We start from the raw sequence: 18,609 nt of genomic DNA, 5'->3' as shown, positions 1-18,609 counted from the left end.
GTGCGCACGTGGCCGAGATCTCGCACGACGAGGCGGAGCGCATCTCGCTGGCCCGCCAGCACTTCGCCGACGTCCTGGAGGCACTCGCCCCCGAGGTCCGGCAGGGCACGATGATGGGCCGGCCCAACCTGATCGCGGCCGGAACGATGGTGGCGTGCCTGCACCAGGACGTCTTCGGGCTCCGGCTCGGGCGGAACAGCGCCGAGTTCGCGCGGGCCATGGCGGTGCCCGGCGCGGCCCTGTTCGACCCGTCCGGAAAGGGGCGGCCATTCAAGGACTGGGTCGGCGTCCCGGTTGCCGCCGCCGACGAGTGGCTGCCGCTCTGCGCGGCCCTCCTCGCTCGCCGCCACGCCTGAGGCCTGCACGAAGCGCCGGGCGGACGAGGCCCGCCGGCGATCTAGCGTGGACGCATGCGTCCGTCTACCCGCCGGGGAATCGCCTGGCTGATCGATCTCCTGCTGCTCCTGGTCTTCGTCGCCATCGGCCGCGCGAGCCACGGCGAGGACGCCGGGGGATATGCCCTCACCCTGCTGCCCTTCCTCGTGGGACTGCAGAGCGGATGGCTGCTCGCCGGACGAGGGAACCCGTTCGCGGTGCTGCGCTTCGGCGGGGTGGTCTGGATCAGCACGCTGGTGCTCGGGATGCTGCTCCGCGCGGCGATCGGCCAGGGGATCGCCCCCGCCTTCGTCGTCGTGACGGTGATCCTGCTCGCCGTGTCCTTCCTGGGCTGGCGGCTGCTCGTCGCGCTGGTCCTCCGAGCCCGCAGCTCACCTTCCGCGATCCGGGCCAGGAGGCGATGAGGTCTCCCGCTCCGTGTCCGGAGGTTCCGGGTCAGCTGACTGGTCAACATCTCGGACGCCCCAGCGGATGGTGCTGCCGCGTCCCAGCCCCGGGAATACGCCCTCCTGCGGGGGCGTTGGCCATCCGCATGAGCGATACGAAGCGGATCACGATGTTCGGTGCGGACTGGTGCGGCGACTGCCGCCGGGCGAAGGCGGTGCTCGACCGGGAGCAGATCGACTATGACTACATCGACACGGAGGCAATCGTGGATGCGGCGGACCGGGCTCGCGCCATCAGCGGACGCATGAACATCCCCGTGATCGTCTTCCCCGACGGCTCGCATCTGGTGGAGCCGAGCGACTCCGAGCTGCTCGCCAAGCTCGCCGCCTAGGCCGTCGTGATCGAGGGCTGCTCCGCGGCGCAGGACCGCGGCGCGGACCAGCCCCACCTCGACGCGGGGCAGCCGTCGTGATCGAGGGCTACTCCGCGGCGCAGGTCCGCCGCGCGGAGCAGCCCCACCTCGACGCGGGGGAGCCGCTGATGGCGCGGGCCGCCGCGGGCTTGGCGGCGGAGATCCGCGCGATGCTCGAGAACGAGAGCGACAACGGCACCGGCACCGGCACCGGGCGCAGCCGCAGCCCAGGAAGCGCGCCGCGGCTCCTGCTGCTGGTGGGGCCCGGCAACAATGCGGGCGACGCCCTGTTCGCGGGCGCGGAGCTCGCCGCAGGCGGCACGGAGGTGACCGTCGTCCCCGTGCTCGGGCGCACCCACGCCGAAGGACTCGCGGCGGCGGAGGCGGCCGGCGTCGCTGTCCTGCCTCCGACGCCGATCGACGCCGTGGTCGCCGCCGCGCGGAACGCGGACATCCTGGTCGACGGACTCTTCGGGACCGGATCCGCAGGCTCGCCCGCCCTTCGCGGAGCCGCGCGCGCGGCGGTGGCCGCCCTGCTGCCCCTGCTCGGCCTTCCCGGGGCACCGCGCGTCGTGGCCGTCGATCTCCCGAGCGGCGTCGACGCCGACACCGGGGAGGTCCCCGACCCGACCGTGCTCCCGGCCGAGGTCACCGTCACCTTCGGGGCGGTCAAGGCCGGTCTGCTTCGTCCTCCTGGCCGCGACTACGCCGGGCGGCTCCGCCTCATCGACATCGGCCTCCTCCCGGAACTCGCCCAGGTCGAGCCGCTCGTCCGGCTTCCCGAGCCCTGACCCGGCGCCCGCGGCACGGCCGGGGCGTCGTGCTCGACGACAGCCGTGATCGAGGCGTTACCTGTCGGAACCCGCCGGCGCACCACCGGTCGCATATGCTTCCCGGTGCCGCGGGAACCCGGGGCAGCAGAACCCGGGAGCCCTCCTGAATTCCACCCCCTCTCCGTCGCTGCCTCGCCTCGAGGACTATCGCGCCGTGCTGTTCGACCTCGACGGCGTGCTCACGCCCACCGCGGACATCCACATGCATGCCTGGCGCGCCATGTTCACCGAGCTGTTCGCCGAGAAGGGCGTGACCGCGCCATACACCGACGACGACTACTTCACCTATCTCGACGGCAAGAAGCGGGACGACGGAGTCGCCGGCCTGCTCGCCTCGCGAGGCATCTCGGTGCCGCTGGGGACGCCCGGGGATCCGTCCACCGCGGACACGGTGTGGGGCATCGGCAACCGCAAGAACGACGTCTTCACCCGGGTGCTCGACGAGGAGGGCATCGAGGCGTATCCCGGCTCGCTGGCCCTCGTCGATCGGCTCGCGGCGGCCGGCATCCCCATGGCCGTGGTCTCCAGCTCGAAGAACGCTCGCTGGGTGCTCACCGCAGCGCACCTGCTCGACCGCTTCCCGATCGTCGTCGACGGAGTCACGGCGGGGGAGCAGGGGCTCGGCAGCAAGCCGGCGCCCGACATGTTCCTGCACGCGGCGCGCGCGCTCGGCGTCGAGCCCGCGCAGGCGGTCGTGTTCGAGGACGCCATCTCCGGCGTGGCCGCCGCGCACGCCGGCTCGTTCGGTCTCGTGGTCGGGGTCGACCGCGGAGCGGGTGAGGAGGCGCTGCGATCGGCCGGCGCCAGCATTGTGGTCGACGATCTCGCCGAGTTCTCGGAGGTGCGCGAATGAGTGCGGAAAACGTGTCAAGGCCGGTCCTCGATCGCGACCGGTTCCCCGTGGATCCCTGGCGGCTTCGTGAGGCGCGCTACAGCGGTGAGGACATCGGCGTGGTCGAGACCCTCTTCGCCGTGGGCAACGGCTTCCTCGGCATGCGCGGCAACAATGCGGAGGGACGCAAGGCGCACGAGCACGGCACCTTCCTCAACGGGCTGCACGAGACCTGGAAGATCCGGCACGCCGAGCAGGCGTACGGGTTCGCCGAGGTCGGTCAGACGATCGCGAACGCGCCGGACAGCAAGATCATGCGCCTCTACGTGGACGACGAGCCCCTCGCGCTCGACGAGGCGGACCTGCTGGAGTACGAGCGCAGCCTCGACTTCCGCGAGGGCGTCCTGCGCCGCGACCTGCTCTGGCTCACCCCGGCAGGCAAGCGCGTGCGAGTGAAGACGAGCCGCATGGTGTCCTTCTCCGAGCGGCACCTCGCGATCATGACCATCGAGGTCACGATGCTCGACGCCGATGCGCCGATCACCGTGGCCTGCCAGCTGCTCAACCGGCAGGACGGCGAGGACGAGTACGCGGGCACTGTTGCGCCCGCGAAGGTCGTGCACGACCCGCGCAAGGGCGAGCGCATCGTCGACCGGGTGTTCCTGCCCGGCGAGCACTGGCAGGAGGGGGACCGTGCCGTGCTCAGCTACCGCGTCGCCAACTCCGGGATGCGGGTGGCCGTGGCGGCCGACCATCGGATCGAGACCGACAACGACTACACGGTCGACAACTACGTCGACGCCGACATCGCCAAGAACGTCTACTCGGTGCAGGCGCGCCGCGGGAAGCCGGTGCGGATCACGAAGGTGGTCGCCTACCACGACTCCCGCAGCACGCCGACACGTGAGCTCATCGACCGCTGCGGCCGCAACCTCGACCGCGTCCGCACCGAGGGCGTCGAGCTGCAGTACCTGCGGCAGCGGCAGTGGCTCGACGCCTACTGGTACCGCTCCGACGTGGAGGTCACCGGGCACCGCGACATCCAGCAGGCGGTGCGCTGGAACCTGTACCAGCTCGCCCAGGCGGCCGCCCGCGCCGACGGTCTCGGCATCCCCGCCAAGGGCGTCACCGGCAGCGGCTACGGCGGCCACTACTTCTGGGACACCGAGATCTACATGGTCCCGTTCCTCGCCTACACGAGTCCGCTCTGGGCGCGGAACGCCCTCCGCGCCCGGCAGCACATGCTGCCGCTCGCCCGCGAGCGCGCCCGGATGCTCAACGAGGACGGAGCGCTCTTCCCGTGGCGCACCATCAATGGCGAGGAGGCCTCCGCGTACTACGCGGCTGGCACCGCGCAGTACCACATCAACGCGGACGTGACGTTTGCTCTGGCCAAGTTCCTGCATGCCACCGGCGACATCGGCTTCCTCGCGAACGGCGCCATCGACATGGCGGTCGAGACGGCGCGGATGTGGATGACCCTCGGCTTCTGGCGGCACAACGGCGGCGACAGCTTCGAGATCCACGGCGTCACCGGCCCCGACGAGTACACGACGGTCGTCAACAACAACCTGTTCACCAACGTGATGGCCCGATTCAATCTCCGCTATGCCGCTCAGACCGTGCGGCAGCTGGCCGAGTTGGAGCCCGACGCATATGTGCGGATGGTCGACCGGCTGAGCCTGCGCGATGACGAGCTCGAGGACTGGGACCGCGCCGCGGAGGCGATGTTCATCCCGTACTCGGAGGCGCTGCAGATCCACCCGCAGGACTCGCACTTCCTCGAGCGCGAGGTATGGGACCTCTCGAACACGCCGCCCGAGCAGAAGCCGCTCATGCTGCACTTCCACCCGCTCGTGATCTACCGGTTCCAGGTGCTGAAGCAGGCGGATGTCGTGCTCGCACTGTTCCTGCAGGGCAACCAGTTCACGCTCGAGGAGAAGCTCGCCGACTTCGACTACTACGACCCCCTGACCACCAGCGACTCGACCCTGTCGAACGTGGTGCAGTCGATCATCGCCGCCGAGATCGGCTATCAGGACCTCGCGCTCGAGTACTTCACCCACAGCCTGTTCGTGGACCTCGCCAACCTGCACAAGAACACCTCCGACGGCGTGCACGTGGCCTCGGCCGGCGGTGTCTGGAGCGGGCTGGTGTCCGGGTTCGGGGGAATGCGCGATCACGACGGCGAGCTCAGCTTCGACCCGCGCCTGCCCAAGTCCTGGCCGCAGCTGCGGTTCCGGATGATCTGGCACGGCACGCGGATCCTCGTCACCATCCAGGAGACCCGGATGCAGGTGACGGTGCTCGAGGGCGACAGCCCGGTCAGCTTCACCGTCCGCGGCACGAGGTACCAGGTGGCGCCCGGCGCCGACGCGGATGTTCGCCTCGACGGGCAGGGTCCTGACCGCGGCCCGGGCCCCGGACAGGACCGGCCGTTCTCCTATCGTCGCGAGGACGGCACCCTGATGGTCCCCTCCCTGCCGACCCTCACCGAACCGATTCCCCTGGTCACCATGCAGATCCCGGTCCTCGACGAGTCCAGCGAAGCGAGCGACGCCCTGCACTGACCCGACGCCGCGGAGGCTCCGCCCTCCTCTCGCTCAGCAGGCAGGATCGGCGCCCCCGCGGCGATCCGCGACAGAAGTGCCTGCTGAGGGCGAGAATGCCTGCTGAGCGAGAGAGTCGGCAATCGACGGGAGGCGGGGAGAGCGATGCCACGGGTCCAGGGAAAGCCGGCGGGAGCCCCGGTGTGGATCGAGCTGACCAGCACCGATCCCGAGGAGGCGGGCCGCTTCTATTCGGCCGCGCTCGGCCTCGAGCCGAGCGAGCCGAAGGCGGAGTTCGGCGGCTACCGCGACCTGCTGCACGGGCAGGAGGTGATCGCCGGACTGCTCCGAGCCCAGGGCGGGGCGCCGAGCGCGTGGCGGGTGTACCTGCTCGCGCCCGAACTGGACCAGGTCCTCGGGCGGGTGCAGGCCAGCGGGGGAGAGATCGTTCTCGCCCCGGAGGACGTGCAGGGGCTCGGCCGCCGGGCGATTCTCCGCGACCCGAGCGGAGCAGAGCTCGGCCTCTGGGAGCTCGACGGCTTCGAGGGCACGCCGATCGAGGACGAGCCGGGAACGCCCTGCTGGTACGAGCTGCACACGACCCGCGAGTATCCGAAGACCGTCGAGTTCTACCAGGATGCCCTCGGCTGGGAGGTGAGAGTCCTGTCCGACTCCGACCAGTTCCGCATGGTGACCTACCGGGAAGGACCCGAGGCGGAGGCTGGGATCGTCGATGCCTCGTCGGGCTCACCTGAGGAACCGTCGCGCTGGAACGTCTACTTCGCGGTGACCGACGCGGATGAGGCCGCCGATCGCGTGCGCCAGGCGGGCGGCACCGTTCTGGACGGTCCCATGGACACCCCGTTCGGGCGGATCTCGCACGCGACCGACTCGACCGGCGCGGCATTCACCGTCATCCAGCTGCCTGAGGAGCCACGGCCGGTGGTCGCGCACAGGGGGGCAATGGACAGCGAGCAGGCGGAGATCGCCGCGACGATCCGCACCCTGCTCGCCGCTCGTGCGGCGACCTCGACGATCTGCCCGTCTGACGTCGCCCGCACGATGGCGCCGGAGAGCTGGCGTCATCTCATGGAGCCGGTGCGCCGGACCGCCGCGCGCATGATGGCGGAGGGCGAGGTGGAGGTCACGCAGCGGGGGAGCGTGGTGGATCCCGCGACGGCCCGTGGGCCGCTGCGCATCCGCTGGAGGCGCACACCGGAGGACCGCAACGGCACTGCCGACGGGACCCGGTGACGACTGAGCGCTGACCCGGCGGCTGCATTGCTCGTGCCTATCCTGGGTCCGTGCCGTCCTACCGGGTGATCATGACGATCGGGCCGCTGCGTCCCGGGACCGCCCCGCACGAGGTGCTGCCGGCCGCCGCCGACGCGGTCGCCGAGGTCGCCCTGCTCGAGGCGTCCAGCGTGAACGTGGTCCGAGGGGCCGCACGGATCACCGTTCGGTTCACGGTCGAGGACGATGAGGTCGCCGTGCAGGTGGGCGAGCACGCCGTGTCCGTCACCGAAGAGCGCGCGGCGGTGGAGGACACCCGTCTGACCCGGCAGAGCCGGGGACGGTGGACGACGGTCGCGACCCGCTGAATCAGTGCGCCTCCGCCGCATCCACGGCCGCCAGCACGTCCTCCACCGCCTCGACGGTGAGGTCGACGTTGCGCATGTGGATGTAGTGCGACCGGTCGCCGGTGAGCAGGTGCCGGCTGCGGGCGTAGCGCCGGGCGATCTCCTCGTGCAGCCGGATCCAGACGGCCGGATACGTGCTGCTCGTGACGAGGGTCACCGGGACGGCCGGGAACGAGGAGACCGCCAGCTCGCGCCGCGCCTCCCGGGAGACCGGCAGCACGGACCTCAGCTCGGGCACCATGCCGCCGCGGACCTCGCGTTCCACCTCGCTGCGCCAGGACCGTCGCGCGCCGTCGTCGAGCATCGATTCGAAGTGGCGCTGGTCGGGGTACAGCGGCGAGGCGCCCAGGCGGAACAGGGCCCGGACGAGCCCGACGGGCGCGAGCGCGCGGACGAGCGCCCCGAGCAGCACGAACAGTCCGAAGCCGCGGCGCAGCACGGCGCTCTCCGCGAGGCGGTCCGGAGTCGCGTCGAGCAGCACGAGGCCGGCGACGCGATGGGGGAAGCGCTGCGCGAAGACGCGGGCGAGCAGGCCGCCGAAGGAGTGGCCGACCAGAACGCAGGAGCTCCCCGGAGCCGCTGCGTCGATGAAGCCCTCGAGCTCAGCCACGAGATCGTCCAGTCGGTCCGATCCGCTTCCCGAGCTGCCGCCCATGCCGGACCGGTCATAGGCCAGCACTCGTGCCCGGCGCGCGAGCCGGGTCTGCACCGGGAGCCAGGAGGACACCGTGTCGCCGGCACCGGTGAGCAGCACGACGACAGGGGTGTCCGTTCTGCGCGGGACCGCCGCCGAGGAGGGACCCGCCTCGAAGTAGCGGATCCGTCTGCCTGCGACCGTCGCCTCGGAGGCGGGCAGGGTCCGGGCCGGATCCGTAGCGAAAGCCATCGGACGAGTGTAGGCGGCCCCGTAACATGTCGCCGGTGAACTCCTCCGAGCTGCTCGACCGCGTGCGCCGGCTGGCGGACGCCGGCCCGCGCGTCCTGATCGGCATCACGGGCGCGCCCGCCGCGGGCAAGTCCACCCTGGCCGAGTGGCTCGTCGGTGCGCTGACCGCGGATGGCATCGCGGCGGTGTGGGTCCCGATGGACGGCTTCCACCTGGCCGACGCGGCCCTCGACCTGCTCGGCCGGCGTGACCGGAAGGGGGCGCTCGACACCTTCGACGGGCACGGCTATCTCGCGCTGCTCCGCAGGCTGCGGGCCGAGACCGGAACCACGGTGTACGCGCCCGCCTTCGAGCGCGTGCTGGAGCAGCCGATCGCGAACAGCATCGCCGTTCGGCCGGACGCGCGGGTGGTGGTGACGGAGGGCAACTACCTGCTCGCCGACCCCGAGCCGTGGCCGGCGGTGCGCCGGGAGCTGACCGAGGTCTGGTACTCACAGGTCGAGGACCGGCTCCGGATCGGGCGACTGGTCGCGCGACACGTGCGGTTCGGCAAGACCCCCGACGCCGCGGCCGCCTGGGCCGAGACCGTGGACGAGCCCAACGCCCGCCTCATCGCCTCGACGCGGGATCGCGCAGACCTCGTGATCGACTTCGACGCGCTGGGCATCGAGCCCGATCGGCGCGAATCACGGCCGTGACCGTGACCGTGACCGGGGGCGGCCACGGCCGTCAGCACGCCGGCCGGGACACCCGGCTAGCGCTCGGAGCCCTCCTCCGCCATCCCTCCTTCTCCGGGGACGGCCGGTGACAGGATGAGGCCGTGAGCGATGCGAGGTCCGCCGACACCGCGCCGGCCGAAGCCGAGGAGAAGCCGGAGTCGACGCTGACCGTCCTCGTCGCCCTCGTCGCCAACGGACTGATCGCGATCGCCAAGACGGTGGCGGCGGTCGTCACCGGTTCCGCCTCCATGGTGGCCGAGGCCGCGCACTCGTGGGCCGACGCCGGCAACGAGGTGTTCCTCTTCGTCGCGGGCCGGCGGGCGGCGCGGCCCGGCGATCCGCGCCACCCCCTCGGCTACGGCAGGGAGGCGTACGTCTGGTCGATGTTCGCCGCCTTCGGACTCTTCTCGGTGGGCGCCGCGGTGTCGGTGATGCACGGCATCCAGGAGCTGCTCGAGCCCGCCGAGGCGAGCAACTACGGGGTCTCCTACCTGGTCCTCGGGATCGCCTTCGTGCTGGAGGGGATCTCGTTCCTGCAGGCCTACCGGCAGGCCCGCGGCGGGGCCGCGACCAGCGAGAAGGACCTGCTCGACTTCGTGCTGCACACCTCCGACCCCACGGTCCGGGCGGTGTTCTTCGAGGACGCCGCGGCACTCGTCGGCCTGCTGATCGCGTTCGCCGGCATCCTGCTGCACCAGCTCACCGGGAACGCGGCTCCGGACGCGATCGGGTCGATCCTCGTCGGGGTCCTGCTCGCGGTGGTGGCGGTGGTGCTGATCGAGCGCAACCGGCGCTTCCTGGTCGGCGAGGCGGTCGACGACCGTGTCCGGGGGGCGGCACTGGACCGGCTGCTCAGCCACGAGCGAATCACCGCCGTCACCTACCTGCACATCGAGTACGTCGGCCCCAGCCGGGTGTTCCTCGTCGCCGCGATCGACCTCGTCGGCAACGAGGACGAGACGAGCGTGGCCGTGCTCCTCAACGCCCTCGAAGAGGAGCTGCAGGAGAGCCCCCGCATCGTGCGGGCCGTGCTCACCCTCGCCAACCCGGAGTCGGTGCCCCTGGCGCCGTAGCGGCCGTCGCCCCTCCTCACCGCTGCAGGTGCTGCCCGGAGCGTGCGCGGCTGTCAGCATCCGGCAACGCGGGCAGGGCTAGCGTGGGGGGATGAGCATCGAATCCCGCGCCCGCCGACTCGTCGAACTGCACCGTGCCCCCGAGATCCTGTCCGTCGTCAACGTCTGGGACGTCGTCACGGCGAAGGTCGTCGCTGCCCTGCCCGAGACGAAGGCGCTGGCCACGGCGAGTCACGCGATCGCCGCCACCTTCGGCTACGAGGACGGCGAGAAGATCCCGCTCGACCTGCACCTCGACATCATCGGACGCATCGTCGCGAGCGTCGGCGACCTCCCGGTGTCGGCGGACCTCGAAGCGGGCTACGGGGACCCGGGGGACACCATGCGTCGCGCCATCGCCGTCGGCGTGGTGGGCGCCAACCTGGAGGACCAGGTGAAGCCCCTGCCGGACGCCCTCGCGGCCGTCACCGCCTCCGTCGCCGCTGCGGAGAGCGAAGGCGTGCCGTTCGCTCTCAACGCCCGCACCGACGTCTTCCTGCGGGCCGGCGACCGAGACCCGTCCGAGGTCCTCGCGGACGCCATCGAGCGCGGTCGCGCCTACCTGGGTGCCGGGGCCACGTGCTTCTTCGTGCCCGGCAAGCTCAGCGACGACACGGTCGAGCAGCTGGTGGAGGCTCTCGGGCCGCAGCAGATCAGCGTGATCGGCGTCCCGGGGGCGCAGAGCTCCACCCGCTTCGAGCAGCTCGGGGTGGCCCGCATCTCCTACGGCCCGTGGACGCAGCGCATCGCGCTGACCGCGCTCGAGGACGCCGCGAGGAGCCTCTACGCAGGAGGCGTCGTGGATCCGGGCACCCGCCCGCTCAACTGACCCGGGTGCCGAGCCGTCGGCGAGCCGCGTCGCCCTGACCGGGTCCGAGGCTTCCGACGGTTCTCCTGCCCGGCTCATCGGAGGCTCATAGCGTCCCGGCGCAGTCTTTCCTCATGACCACCGCCAGCACGGGGCCCTCGGGCCCTCCTCTCGGCACCGGGCCGGGGAGCGGCAGGGCAGCGGTCGGTCCGGCGAACGCGGGCGCCCGCCGTCCGGGTGCGGCGCGCGCCCGCCTCGCCTCTCGCCGGGCACTCACCGCCGACCTCCTGACCGCACTCTGCTGCGCATCCGCCGCATTCGCCGTGGCCCTCTGGCTCGCCTACGGCGGCCCGGCCGCATCGGGCAGCCTGTCGGGCGCGGTGACCGCCGCCGGGATCGTCTCCGGCCTCGTCGGCACCGACCTCGTGCTCGTGATGCTCGTGCTCGCCGCGCGGATCCCGATCGTCGACCGCACCTTCGGCCGCGACGTCGTGATGGGGCTGCACCGCAAGCTGGGGAAGCCGGCCCTCTCTCTGCTGCTCGCGCACGGCGTGCTGCTGATCCTCGGCTACGGGCTCGCCGACGGCCTCGACCCGGTCGCCGAGACGCTCTCCCTGCTCTCGCTGGGCGACATCGTGCTCTCCGTCCTCGCCATGGGCCTCCTGATCACCGTCGTGGTCACCTCACTCGTGGCCGTCCGCCGGCGCTTCCCCTACGAGGTGTGGCACGCCATCCACCTGCTCAGCTACGGCGCCGTGCTCTTCGCGGTGCCGCACCAGCTGAGCGTCGGCGGCATGCTCGCCGAGGGCACCTGGCAGCGGCTCTATTGGATCGGCATCACGGCCCTCGCCGTCGGCTCGGTCGGCTGGTACCGCTTCCTGGTGCCGACGATCGCCACCCTCCGCCACCGTCTGCAGGTGCAGGACGTGGAGACGATCGCCCCCGGCGTCATCTCCCTCCACCTGTCCGGGCGCAACCTGAGCCGCCTGGGGATCGTCGGGGGGCAGTACGCCACCTGGCGCTTCTGGAGCCGCGGCACCTGGTGGCACGCGCACCCCATCTCCTTCTCGAGCGTGGGCGACGACCGGAGCGTGCGCATCACGGTCCGCGCCCTCGGCACGGGGAGCGGCCAGCTCGCGGAGCTGCCTCGCGGCACTCGGGTCTCCTTCGAGGGCCCCTACGGCATCTTCACCGGGGAGAACCGGACGGCCCCCTACCTCGCGGTCGTCGCTGCAGGCATCGGCGTCACGCCGGTGCGCAGCATGCTCGAGGATGCCCGACTGGCGCCAGGGGAGGCCACCGTGCTGCTCCGCGCGCGGTCCACCGACGAGCAGTACCTCTGGGGCGAGGTCCGCACACTCGTCGAGCGGGCCGGGGGCCGGATCTTCGGCATGACCGGCTCCCGCGGGTCGGGCAGCTGGCTGACCGCCGCCGACCAGGCGCGCGGCGTCCGGCTCGAGACGGTGTTCCCGCACCTGCTCTCCTCCGACCTGTACGTCTGCGGGCCGCAGCCCTGGACCGACCTGGTCGTCAGGGACGCCCTCGCCGCCGGGGTCCGGGAGGACCGCATCCACGTGGAGAGGTTCGACTGGTGAGAACACGCGCGAAGGTCGCGAGCGTCCTGTCCTCGGTCGCCGTTCTGGTCCTCGGCTGGGAGCTCGGCGCCCAGGCGACGCAGAGCATCACGATCTCGCACACGGCCTCCTCGAGCGGGGGCACCTCCTCGTCCTCGGGCAGCGGCGACGCGACCGGCAGCACAACGCCGAGCGACTCGGCCGGCACGTCCACGGGCAGCGCCGACTCGAGCAGCGCGGCGAGCTCCTCCGCGGCCGACGGCACCTACACGGGCGACTCCGTGCAGACCCGCTACGGATCGGTTCAGGTGGCCGTCACGGTCTCCGGCGGCGCGATCACCGAGGTCACTGCCGTGCACCTCACCGATGCGGAGCAGAGGTCGGTGCAGATCTCCGACTCGGCTGCGCCGATCCTGCGGAGTGAGATCCTCCAGGCGCAGTCCGCCCACGTGACCACCGTGAGCCGGGCGACCGTCACCAGCGACGCCTACCTGGAGTCCGCGGCGACCGCCCTCGCCCAGGCCGGCTGGTGAGCGACTTCCGCGTCTCCTTCTCCACGATGGGGACCGGCTGCACCCTGCACCGCCGGTCCTCACCGCTCGCCGCGGAGGTCGTGGCGGCGGTCCGGGCGCGCTTCGAGGCGATCGAGGCACGCTTCAGCCTCTACCGTGCCGACTCCGAGCTGAGCCGGGTCTCCCGGGGAGACCTGACCCTCGCCCGCGCGAGCGAGGAGCTGCGCTCCGCCTATGGCGAGGCCCTCCAGTGGCGGGCCGCGACGGACGGGGACTTCACGCCGCACCGGCCCGACGGCGGCCTGGACCTCTCCGGCCTCGTCAAGGCGCACGCCCTGCGCGACGCCGCACGGATCCTGGAGGAGACCCAGGACGGGGCCTGGCTGGTCGACGTGGGCGGGGACATCGTGTGCTGCGCCCCTGACGGCATGCCCTGGCGCACCGGGATCGCCGACCCGGGGAACCCCGCCGGGCTGCTGACGGCAGTGGATCTCGGTTCCGACTGGAGCGCGATCGCCACGTCGGGGACCGCCGAGCGAGGCGAGCACGTCTGGCGCTCCCGGCAGCTGGACGACCTGGTCCAGGTGACCGTGCTCGGCGGCGACATCGTGGAGGCGGACGTGCTCGCCACCGCGATCCTCGCCGGCGGCCTGCCCGCCCTGGATCGGGCCACCCGCACCCGCGACATCGACGTCCTCACCGTCGACCGCCACGGCGGGCTGCGGGTCACGCCTCGCCTGCGGGCGCATGTCTCCGCTCACGCTCGCGAGGGGAGTGCTTCGACTGCCGGAAACATGCGCGCCGTAGGGTGATGGCATGGCGGCCGAGCTGACCCTGGGAGCCGAAGAGGAACTGCACCTCATCGACCTCGAGAGCGGGAAGCTGTCGGCGCGCGCGCCACGGCTGCTCTCGCGCCTCCCTGCCGCCAACTACTCCGCGGAGCTGCAGCGCAGCACGGTCGAGACGAACACCGACGTGGTGCAGACTCTCGACGATCTGCGCCGGGAGCTGCAGCGGCTGCGCCAGGGCGTGATCGATGTGGCGGGGCCGGAGGGCATCGGGATCGCCGCAGTGGGCACCGCCCCCAGGTCGGCGTACGCCGACTTCGAACTCACCCCCACCGGCCGGTATGGACGCATGCAGGAGCAGTACCGGATGCTCGTCGACGAGCAGCTGATCTGCGGGCTGCAGATCCATGTCGGCGTGTCCGACCGTGATCTGGCGGTGCAGATCGCGCAGCGGCTGTCGCCCGACCTCTCGGTCCTCCTCGCCCTCTCCTCGAGTTCGCCCTACTGGAACGGGCTGGACACCGGCTACGCCAGCATCCGGTCGATCATCTGGCAGCGGTGGCCCAGTGCGGGGGCCACCGGCCCGCTCGCCTCCGCGGCGGCCTACGACGAGCTGCTCGCAGACCTGATCTCATCGGGCGTCATCGCCGACGCGAAGATGGCCTACTTCGACGTGCGCCCGAGCGCCCACGCGCCCACCCTCGAATTGCGGGTCTGCGATGCGTGCCCGCTGGTGGACGACGGAATCCTCGTCGCGGGTCTCTTCCGAGCGGCGGTCAGAGCCGCAGAACTGGACATCGAGGCGGGACTACCCCACGTTCCCCAGGCCGTTCCCCTGCACCGTGCGGCGATGTGGCAGGCGGCACGCGGCGGCCTCTCCGGCAAGCTGCTCGACTCCGGCGTGCATCCGCGCCCGCTGCCCGCTGCGGAGGTGGTGCGGGCCCTCGTCGGCAGGCTGCGACCGCAGCTCGAGGAGCTCGGCGACTTCGACCAGGTGCACGAGCTCGCCGAGACGGTCCTCGCCCGCGGAACGTCCGCGGACCGCCAGAGGGCGGCGTTCGCGGAGCGGGGCGAGCTGGACGATGTGGTGACTCACGTGGTCCGAGAGAGCCAGGGGCCGCCCCACGGCGAAGGTCCCGTCGTGCCGGCACTGGCGCGATACCGGACCCGGGCGGGAGACGAGGCGGTACGCCCCAACGCCGGCCCACGGCCGCACTACGCGCCGATCCTCGAGCACGTGCGCTCGCTCTCCGAGTCGGAACTCTCCGCGCTCCAGCAGGAGCGGGACCGCTGGGCGCTCGCCAACAGCCTCACCTCCGGGGTGCGGGGCGCGGAGAAGCCGGTCCCCGTCGATCTCCTGCCCCGGGTCCTGAGCGCCTATGAGTGGAGCGAGCTCGCGGCGGGCCTCACCCAGCGTGCGCGTGCGCTCGAGGCGTTCCTCGAGGACGTGTACGGGGATCAGCTCGTGATCGCCGACGGGGTGATCTCCGCCGACGATCTGGCGAGCGCCACCGGTTGGCGGGACGAGGCGCGGCGGTTGCCCCGCGGGGTGGTCCGCGCCCCGATCATGGGGTTCGACCTCGTGCGCAACGAGTTCGGCGGGTGGCGGGTGCTCGAGGACAATGTGCGCAGCCCGAACGGCGCCGCCTTCGCGCTGACCGCGAGGGAGCTGATGGACGCCGTGCTGCCGGGGCTGCCGCGACCGGACGGGCTGCTCGACCCCCGCTCCATGCTGCCCATGCTGCGGGACACACTCCTCGCCGGGGCTCCAGCCGGTGCGCCCGCACTGCTCAGCACGGGGGAGCGGAGCTCCGCGTGGTTCGAGCACCTCCGCCTGGCGGACGGCGCCGGGCTGCTGCTCGTGCGACCCGACGACCTGGTCGTCGACGGAGGAGCGCTGATGCATCGGCGGACGGGCCAGCGGATCGGCGCACTGTATCTCCGGCTCGACGCCGAGCTGGCGGATCTCACGGACAGCGCTGCCCGGCCGATCGGCGCCGCGATCCTCGACGCGGCGGCGGCCGGCACGGTCTTCCTCGCGAATGCACCGGGCAATGGAGTCGCCGACGACAAGGCCATGTACTGCCACCTGCCCGAGCTGATCGCCTACTACCTGGACGAGCATCCGCTGCTCGAGTCGGTTCCCACCTACCGGACGAGGGACGAGACCGAGCGGATGTCGGTGCTGGAACGCGTCGGCGAGCTGGTGACGAAGCCGGTCGACGGCCATGGCGGCATCGGCGTGCTGATCGGCCCGTCTGCCTCCGCCTCCGCGATCGCGGCACGGCGGGCCGAGATCACCGCGCACCCCGACGCCTGGGTGGCCCAGGAGGTCGTCGCTCTCTCGTCCATGCCCACCTTCGCCGGCTCCCGCCTGGAGCCGCGGCATATCGATCTCCGTGCCTTCGTGCACGTGCGCGGGACGGGCGCGAACGACTGCCGGCTCGCCGATCTCGCCCTCACCAGGGTCGCCCCGCGCGGGAGCATGGTCGTCAACTCGAGTCAGGGCGGAGGGGCGAAGGACACCTGGATCCTGAGCAAGGATGCGCCTCCCCGGCCGTCCGTCGAGGAGGCGGGCGCGGATGTGCGGTCTGGCGGGTGAGCTGCGGTTCGATGGCAGGAGCAGCTCGGCCTCAGCATCGTTCGGCACCGACCACTCCCGCTGCCAGATCGACGGCTCGCCCTTGCGGGCGTGCCTCGGGAGCAGGCAGCCGTCGCCTACGCCAGGGTCTTCTCCGACCGGATCTGGAGCGAGCGGAGCGGCTGCCCTCGCCCGGCTGGCTGGCCGAGCAGGACGCGCCGACGTGCTCGTGCCGTTCCTCGGCGCTGCGCTGGTGCCCGAGAAGCCCCATTCGGCCGGGTCCGGGCACTCGGCCCGCTCCAAGGCCGCTCCGGGAGGATGACCGCATGGCGGACTTCGAGAACGAGACGACCGGCGAGGGTGCCGTTGGCACCGGTGCGGAGAAGGTGCAGGGCATCGCCGAGCAGGTGCTCGCCGATGTGCAGACCGGGCTCGTGGAGGAGGACGTGTCGGCGCTCCTTCAGCAGCGGCTCGACGATGCCGGCCTCGAGGTGCGGCCCGAGCAGGTCGACGACCTCGCGGAGCGCATCGAAGGCGACGCCTCCCGCTGACCGGCTGCGTCCCTCAGCCCACGCTCTGTCGCCGGCTCAACCGGGTCAGCCGCACTCCTTCGCGTTGATCGTCACGGGGACGTCGCGCACCTTCGGCGTGTGGCTGACTCTGAGCTGATCGCTGGGATCGTCGGCGCCGGCGAACGTGGCCGCGACCTCGACGGTCTCGCCCGGGCCCATCTTGACGCTGACGACGGCGACCGGTCGTCCGTGCATCCGGCCCGAGACGGCGGGACGACGGTCGTCGACCCCGGTCGCGTTCCACACGGTGTTCGCCGCGTTGAGCAGGTTGTCGCCGAAGGTCACCGCCTCACCGTCGACTGTCGCTCCCGTGAGCTTCGACCCGACCGGCCCATAGATGTTCACCCACTGTCGATCGCCGGCGAAGGGGATGCGGGGCTGATAGGCCAGCACGTAGCGGGGAAGGCCGAGCGCGGTGCCGGGGTCGAGCGTGTCGGTGACCGCGGTCGTCACGCGATAGGCCGGCTTGCCGGGCGTGCAGAGGTCCGCCGACAGGTCGATCGTCGCGTTCATGTAATAGCTCATCTTCGACGTGGAGTCGTCGTTGTAGTAGACGCCCACCGCCGTGCTCTTCGAGTTGTCGGCGGGCAGCATGTTGCCGACCGGATAGGACAGGAGCAGCTCCTCCTCGTCCTTGCGGCTGCTCCAGATCTTCAGGCGCTGCTGGTCGATCATCGGCGCCAGCTGCTCGAGGTAGGCCTTCGGATCGCCCTGACCGGAGGTCACCGCGGAGAAGATGGACGCCGCAGCGGAGGCGAAGACGGCGTCCTGCACCCGGGGGTCGTCGTACCGGGCGTACACCCCGGCCAGCAGGAAGTCGACCGCATTCTCGGCGGTCAGCTCCTCCCCGGACTCGAGGGTGATCGGGCCTGTGGCCTTGAGCAGGTAGGACAGTGCGACGGGATCGAACGAGATGACCCCGTCCACCTTCTGGCCGAACTCGATGTCCCACATCTTCTGGGCGAGCCTGGCCGTGGTGGGGAAGTCGGGGGTGAAGGTGATGTTCGTCACGTAGGTGCTGGTGTAGGGGCCGTACAGCTTGTCCCAGTCACCGCCGAAGGTGAGCGGCTCGGTCGGGTAGGGGTGATCGAAGTCGAGAGATGACGCATGCGCCGTCATCTCGATCGCGCCCTTGTCCACTGTGAGCAGGACCATGGAGGCCGGGTTGCCGCCGCTGGCGCGCTCCTCGGCGTTGTTCTGGAACATCAGCAGGTAGTGCCGGGCGCCCTCGCCGCCGAGGGCCGGGAACAGATACGGCATGACCTTGGAGGCCTCTGCCACCGTCGGCTGGTACTGGCTGAGCAGCCCGTCGATCTGGGCCACCGCGCCGGAGATCTGCGACACCGTCTTCTCCGTGTCGATCGCCGCCGCCTCCGTGCGCGCACGGGTCATCGCGGTGTCGAGCTCGGCCAGCGCCGGCGCGAGCTTCTGCAGCGGCGCGATCTCGATGCGCCCGTCCTTCGGCTTGATGCTGTCGAGGCTGAGCCCGTCCGCCGCCTTCGCGACCGGGCCTACGCCATCCGACACGAGGCCGTCGACCAGGGAGGCCACCTTCCGCACAGCGGCGAGGTTCGGCCCGATCCAGGGCACCTTCTCGGCCGCGGCCCAGACCGGGTCACCGGTCGCATCGGCGGCCTCGGTGGTCTTCTTCTGCAGACTCGAGTAGAGGGCGGCCGTGCTGCCGTCGGAGGTGCCCACCACGCTGCGGAACTCCTGCAGCTCGGTCTGCGCGTCCTCGAGCGCGTTCTTGGCGATGAGCGCCCGTGTGCCCACCCATACCGCCGCGAGGATGACGGCCACGAGCACAACGCCGAGCGAGATCAGCACGGTCCGCAGCACCGGGCGGGTGCGGCGGGTGCTGCGGCGACCGCGCCGACGGCGGGAGGGTCTCTTGGCCGAGCTGGACAGCGTTCTCCTCCTTCGATGGACGCCACCGGGGCGGCGTCGGCTCGGAGGGGAACTGGCCCGGCCCCGAGCGGGCACAGCTTCGAGTATGAGGGGCCCGTCA

At 71.6% G+C, this 18,609-nt stretch carries 18 protein-coding genes; 16 read left to right on the top strand and 2 right to left on the bottom strand.

Going from position 1 to position 18,609, the window contains the following annotated elements; all coding sequences use genetic code 11:
• Positions 1 to 8: 8 nt before the first annotated feature.
• The 8 genes from JWR33_RS06725 (at position 9) to JWR33_RS06690 (ending at position 7,010) form a co-directional block, all read left to right on the top strand.
• Positions 9 to 356: a hypothetical protein gene (locus JWR33_RS06725; RefSeq protein WP_297410454.1), complete on the top strand. Its 348-nt coding sequence runs from the start codon at positions 9 to 11 to the stop codon at positions 354 to 356.
• Positions 357 to 410: 54 nt separating this feature from the next.
• Positions 411 to 800: a DUF3054 domain-containing protein gene (locus JWR33_RS06720; protein WP_297410452.1), complete on the top strand. Its 390-nt coding sequence runs from the start codon at positions 411 to 413 to the stop codon at positions 798 to 800.
• A gap of 128 nt (positions 801 to 928) precedes the next feature.
• Positions 929 to 1,174 carry a glutaredoxin domain-containing protein gene (locus JWR33_RS06715; protein ID WP_297410450.1) on the top strand — a complete coding sequence of 82 codons (246 nt, stop codon included), beginning with the start codon at positions 929 to 931 and terminating at the stop codon, positions 1,172 to 1,174.
• A gap of 77 nt (positions 1,175 to 1,251) precedes the next feature.
• On the top strand, positions 1,252 to 1,986 hold the full coding sequence (locus tag JWR33_RS06710; protein ID WP_297410448.1) for an NAD(P)H-hydrate epimerase: 735 nt from the start codon (positions 1,252 to 1,254) through the stop codon (positions 1,984 to 1,986).
• Between the two features lie 196 nt (positions 1,987 to 2,182).
• Positions 2,183 to 2,881, top strand: coding sequence for a beta-phosphoglucomutase family hydrolase (locus JWR33_RS06705; RefSeq protein ID WP_366073851.1), 699 nt, complete (start codon positions 2,183 to 2,185; stop codon positions 2,879 to 2,881).
• The gene (locus JWR33_RS06700) at positions 2,878 to 5,430 is read left to right on the top strand and encodes a glycosyl hydrolase family 65 protein (RefSeq protein WP_297410446.1); all 2,553 of its coding nucleotides are present in this window, start codon (positions 2,878 to 2,880) and stop codon (positions 5,428 to 5,430) included. The genes JWR33_RS06705 and JWR33_RS06700 overlap by 4 nt, the downstream gene beginning before the upstream one ends.
• Positions 5,431 to 5,574: 144 nt before the next feature.
• Entirely contained in the window at positions 5,575 to 6,663 is a 1,089-nt protein-coding gene (locus tag JWR33_RS06695) for a DUF3253 domain-containing protein (protein ID WP_297410444.1), read from the top strand.
• Positions 6,664 to 6,713: 50 nt separating this feature from the next.
• On the top strand, positions 6,714 to 7,010 hold the full coding sequence (locus JWR33_RS06690; protein ID WP_297410442.1) for a hypothetical protein: 297 nt from the start codon (positions 6,714 to 6,716) through the stop codon (positions 7,008 to 7,010).
• A gap of 1 nt (position 7,011) precedes the next feature.
• Here the strand turns inward: JWR33_RS06690 and JWR33_RS06685 are convergent, their stop codons facing one another.
• Entirely contained in the window at positions 7,012 to 7,935 is a 924-nt protein-coding gene (locus tag JWR33_RS06685) for an alpha/beta hydrolase (protein WP_297410440.1), read from the bottom strand.
• Positions 7,936 to 7,961: 26 nt separating this feature from the next.
• On the opposite strand from JWR33_RS06685, the gene JWR33_RS06680 reads away from it, so the two are divergent.
• The 8 genes from JWR33_RS06680 to JWR33_RS06645 all read left to right on the top strand — a co-directional run bounded on the left by JWR33_RS06680 (position 7,962) and on the right by JWR33_RS06645 (position 16,580).
• Positions 7,962 to 8,633 carry a nucleoside/nucleotide kinase family protein gene (locus JWR33_RS06680; RefSeq protein ID WP_297410438.1) on the top strand — a complete coding sequence of 224 codons (672 nt, stop codon included), beginning with the start codon at positions 7,962 to 7,964 and terminating at the stop codon, positions 8,631 to 8,633.
• Between the two features lie 122 nt (positions 8,634 to 8,755).
• Positions 8,756 to 9,727 carry a cation transporter gene (locus JWR33_RS06675; RefSeq protein WP_297410436.1) on the top strand — a complete coding sequence of 324 codons (972 nt, stop codon included), beginning with the start codon at positions 8,756 to 8,758 and terminating at the stop codon, positions 9,725 to 9,727.
• Between the two features lie 91 nt (positions 9,728 to 9,818).
• The gene (locus JWR33_RS06670; protein WP_297410434.1) at positions 9,819 to 10,595 is read left to right on the top strand and encodes an isocitrate lyase/phosphoenolpyruvate mutase family protein; all 777 of its coding nucleotides are present in this window, start codon (positions 9,819 to 9,821) and stop codon (positions 10,593 to 10,595) included.
• 113 nt (positions 10,596 to 10,708) lie between these two features.
• Complete coding sequence (locus JWR33_RS06665; protein WP_297410432.1) at positions 10,709 to 12,169, top strand: ferredoxin reductase family protein; 1,461 nt, start codon at positions 10,709 to 10,711, stop codon at positions 12,167 to 12,169.
• A complete protein-coding gene (locus JWR33_RS06660) occupies positions 12,166 to 12,681 on the top strand; it encodes an FMN-binding protein (protein ID WP_297410431.1) in 516 nt (171 codons plus the stop codon). The genes JWR33_RS06665 and JWR33_RS06660 overlap by 4 nt, the downstream gene beginning before the upstream one ends.
• A complete protein-coding gene (locus JWR33_RS06655) occupies positions 12,678 to 13,472 on the top strand; it encodes an FAD:protein FMN transferase (protein WP_297410430.1) in 795 nt (264 codons plus the stop codon). The genes JWR33_RS06660 and JWR33_RS06655 overlap by 4 nt, the downstream gene beginning before the upstream one ends.
• A 4-nt stretch (positions 13,473 to 13,476) precedes the next feature.
• Positions 13,477 to 16,050: a glutamate--cysteine ligase gene (locus tag JWR33_RS06650; protein WP_297410429.1), complete on the top strand. Its 2,574-nt coding sequence runs from the start codon at positions 13,477 to 13,479 to the stop codon at positions 16,048 to 16,050.
• 305 nt (positions 16,051 to 16,355) lie between these two features.
• Positions 16,356 to 16,580: a hypothetical protein gene (locus tag JWR33_RS06645; RefSeq protein WP_297410428.1), complete on the top strand. Its 225-nt coding sequence runs from the start codon at positions 16,356 to 16,358 to the stop codon at positions 16,578 to 16,580.
• A 45-nt stretch (positions 16,581 to 16,625) separates the two neighbouring features.
• Here JWR33_RS06645 and JWR33_RS06640 read toward each other — a convergent pair whose 3' ends face one another.
• A complete protein-coding gene (locus tag JWR33_RS06640) occupies positions 16,626 to 18,428 on the bottom strand; it encodes a DUF4012 domain-containing protein (RefSeq protein ID WP_297410427.1) in 1,803 nt (600 codons plus the stop codon).
• Positions 18,429 to 18,609: the final 181 nt, after the last annotated feature.

The organism is Naasia sp. (assembly GCF_025465545.1).
Lineage (GTDB): Bacteria > Actinomycetota > Actinomycetes > Actinomycetales > Microbacteriaceae > Naasia.
This window is presented reverse-complemented; position numbering and strand designations above follow the sequence as displayed.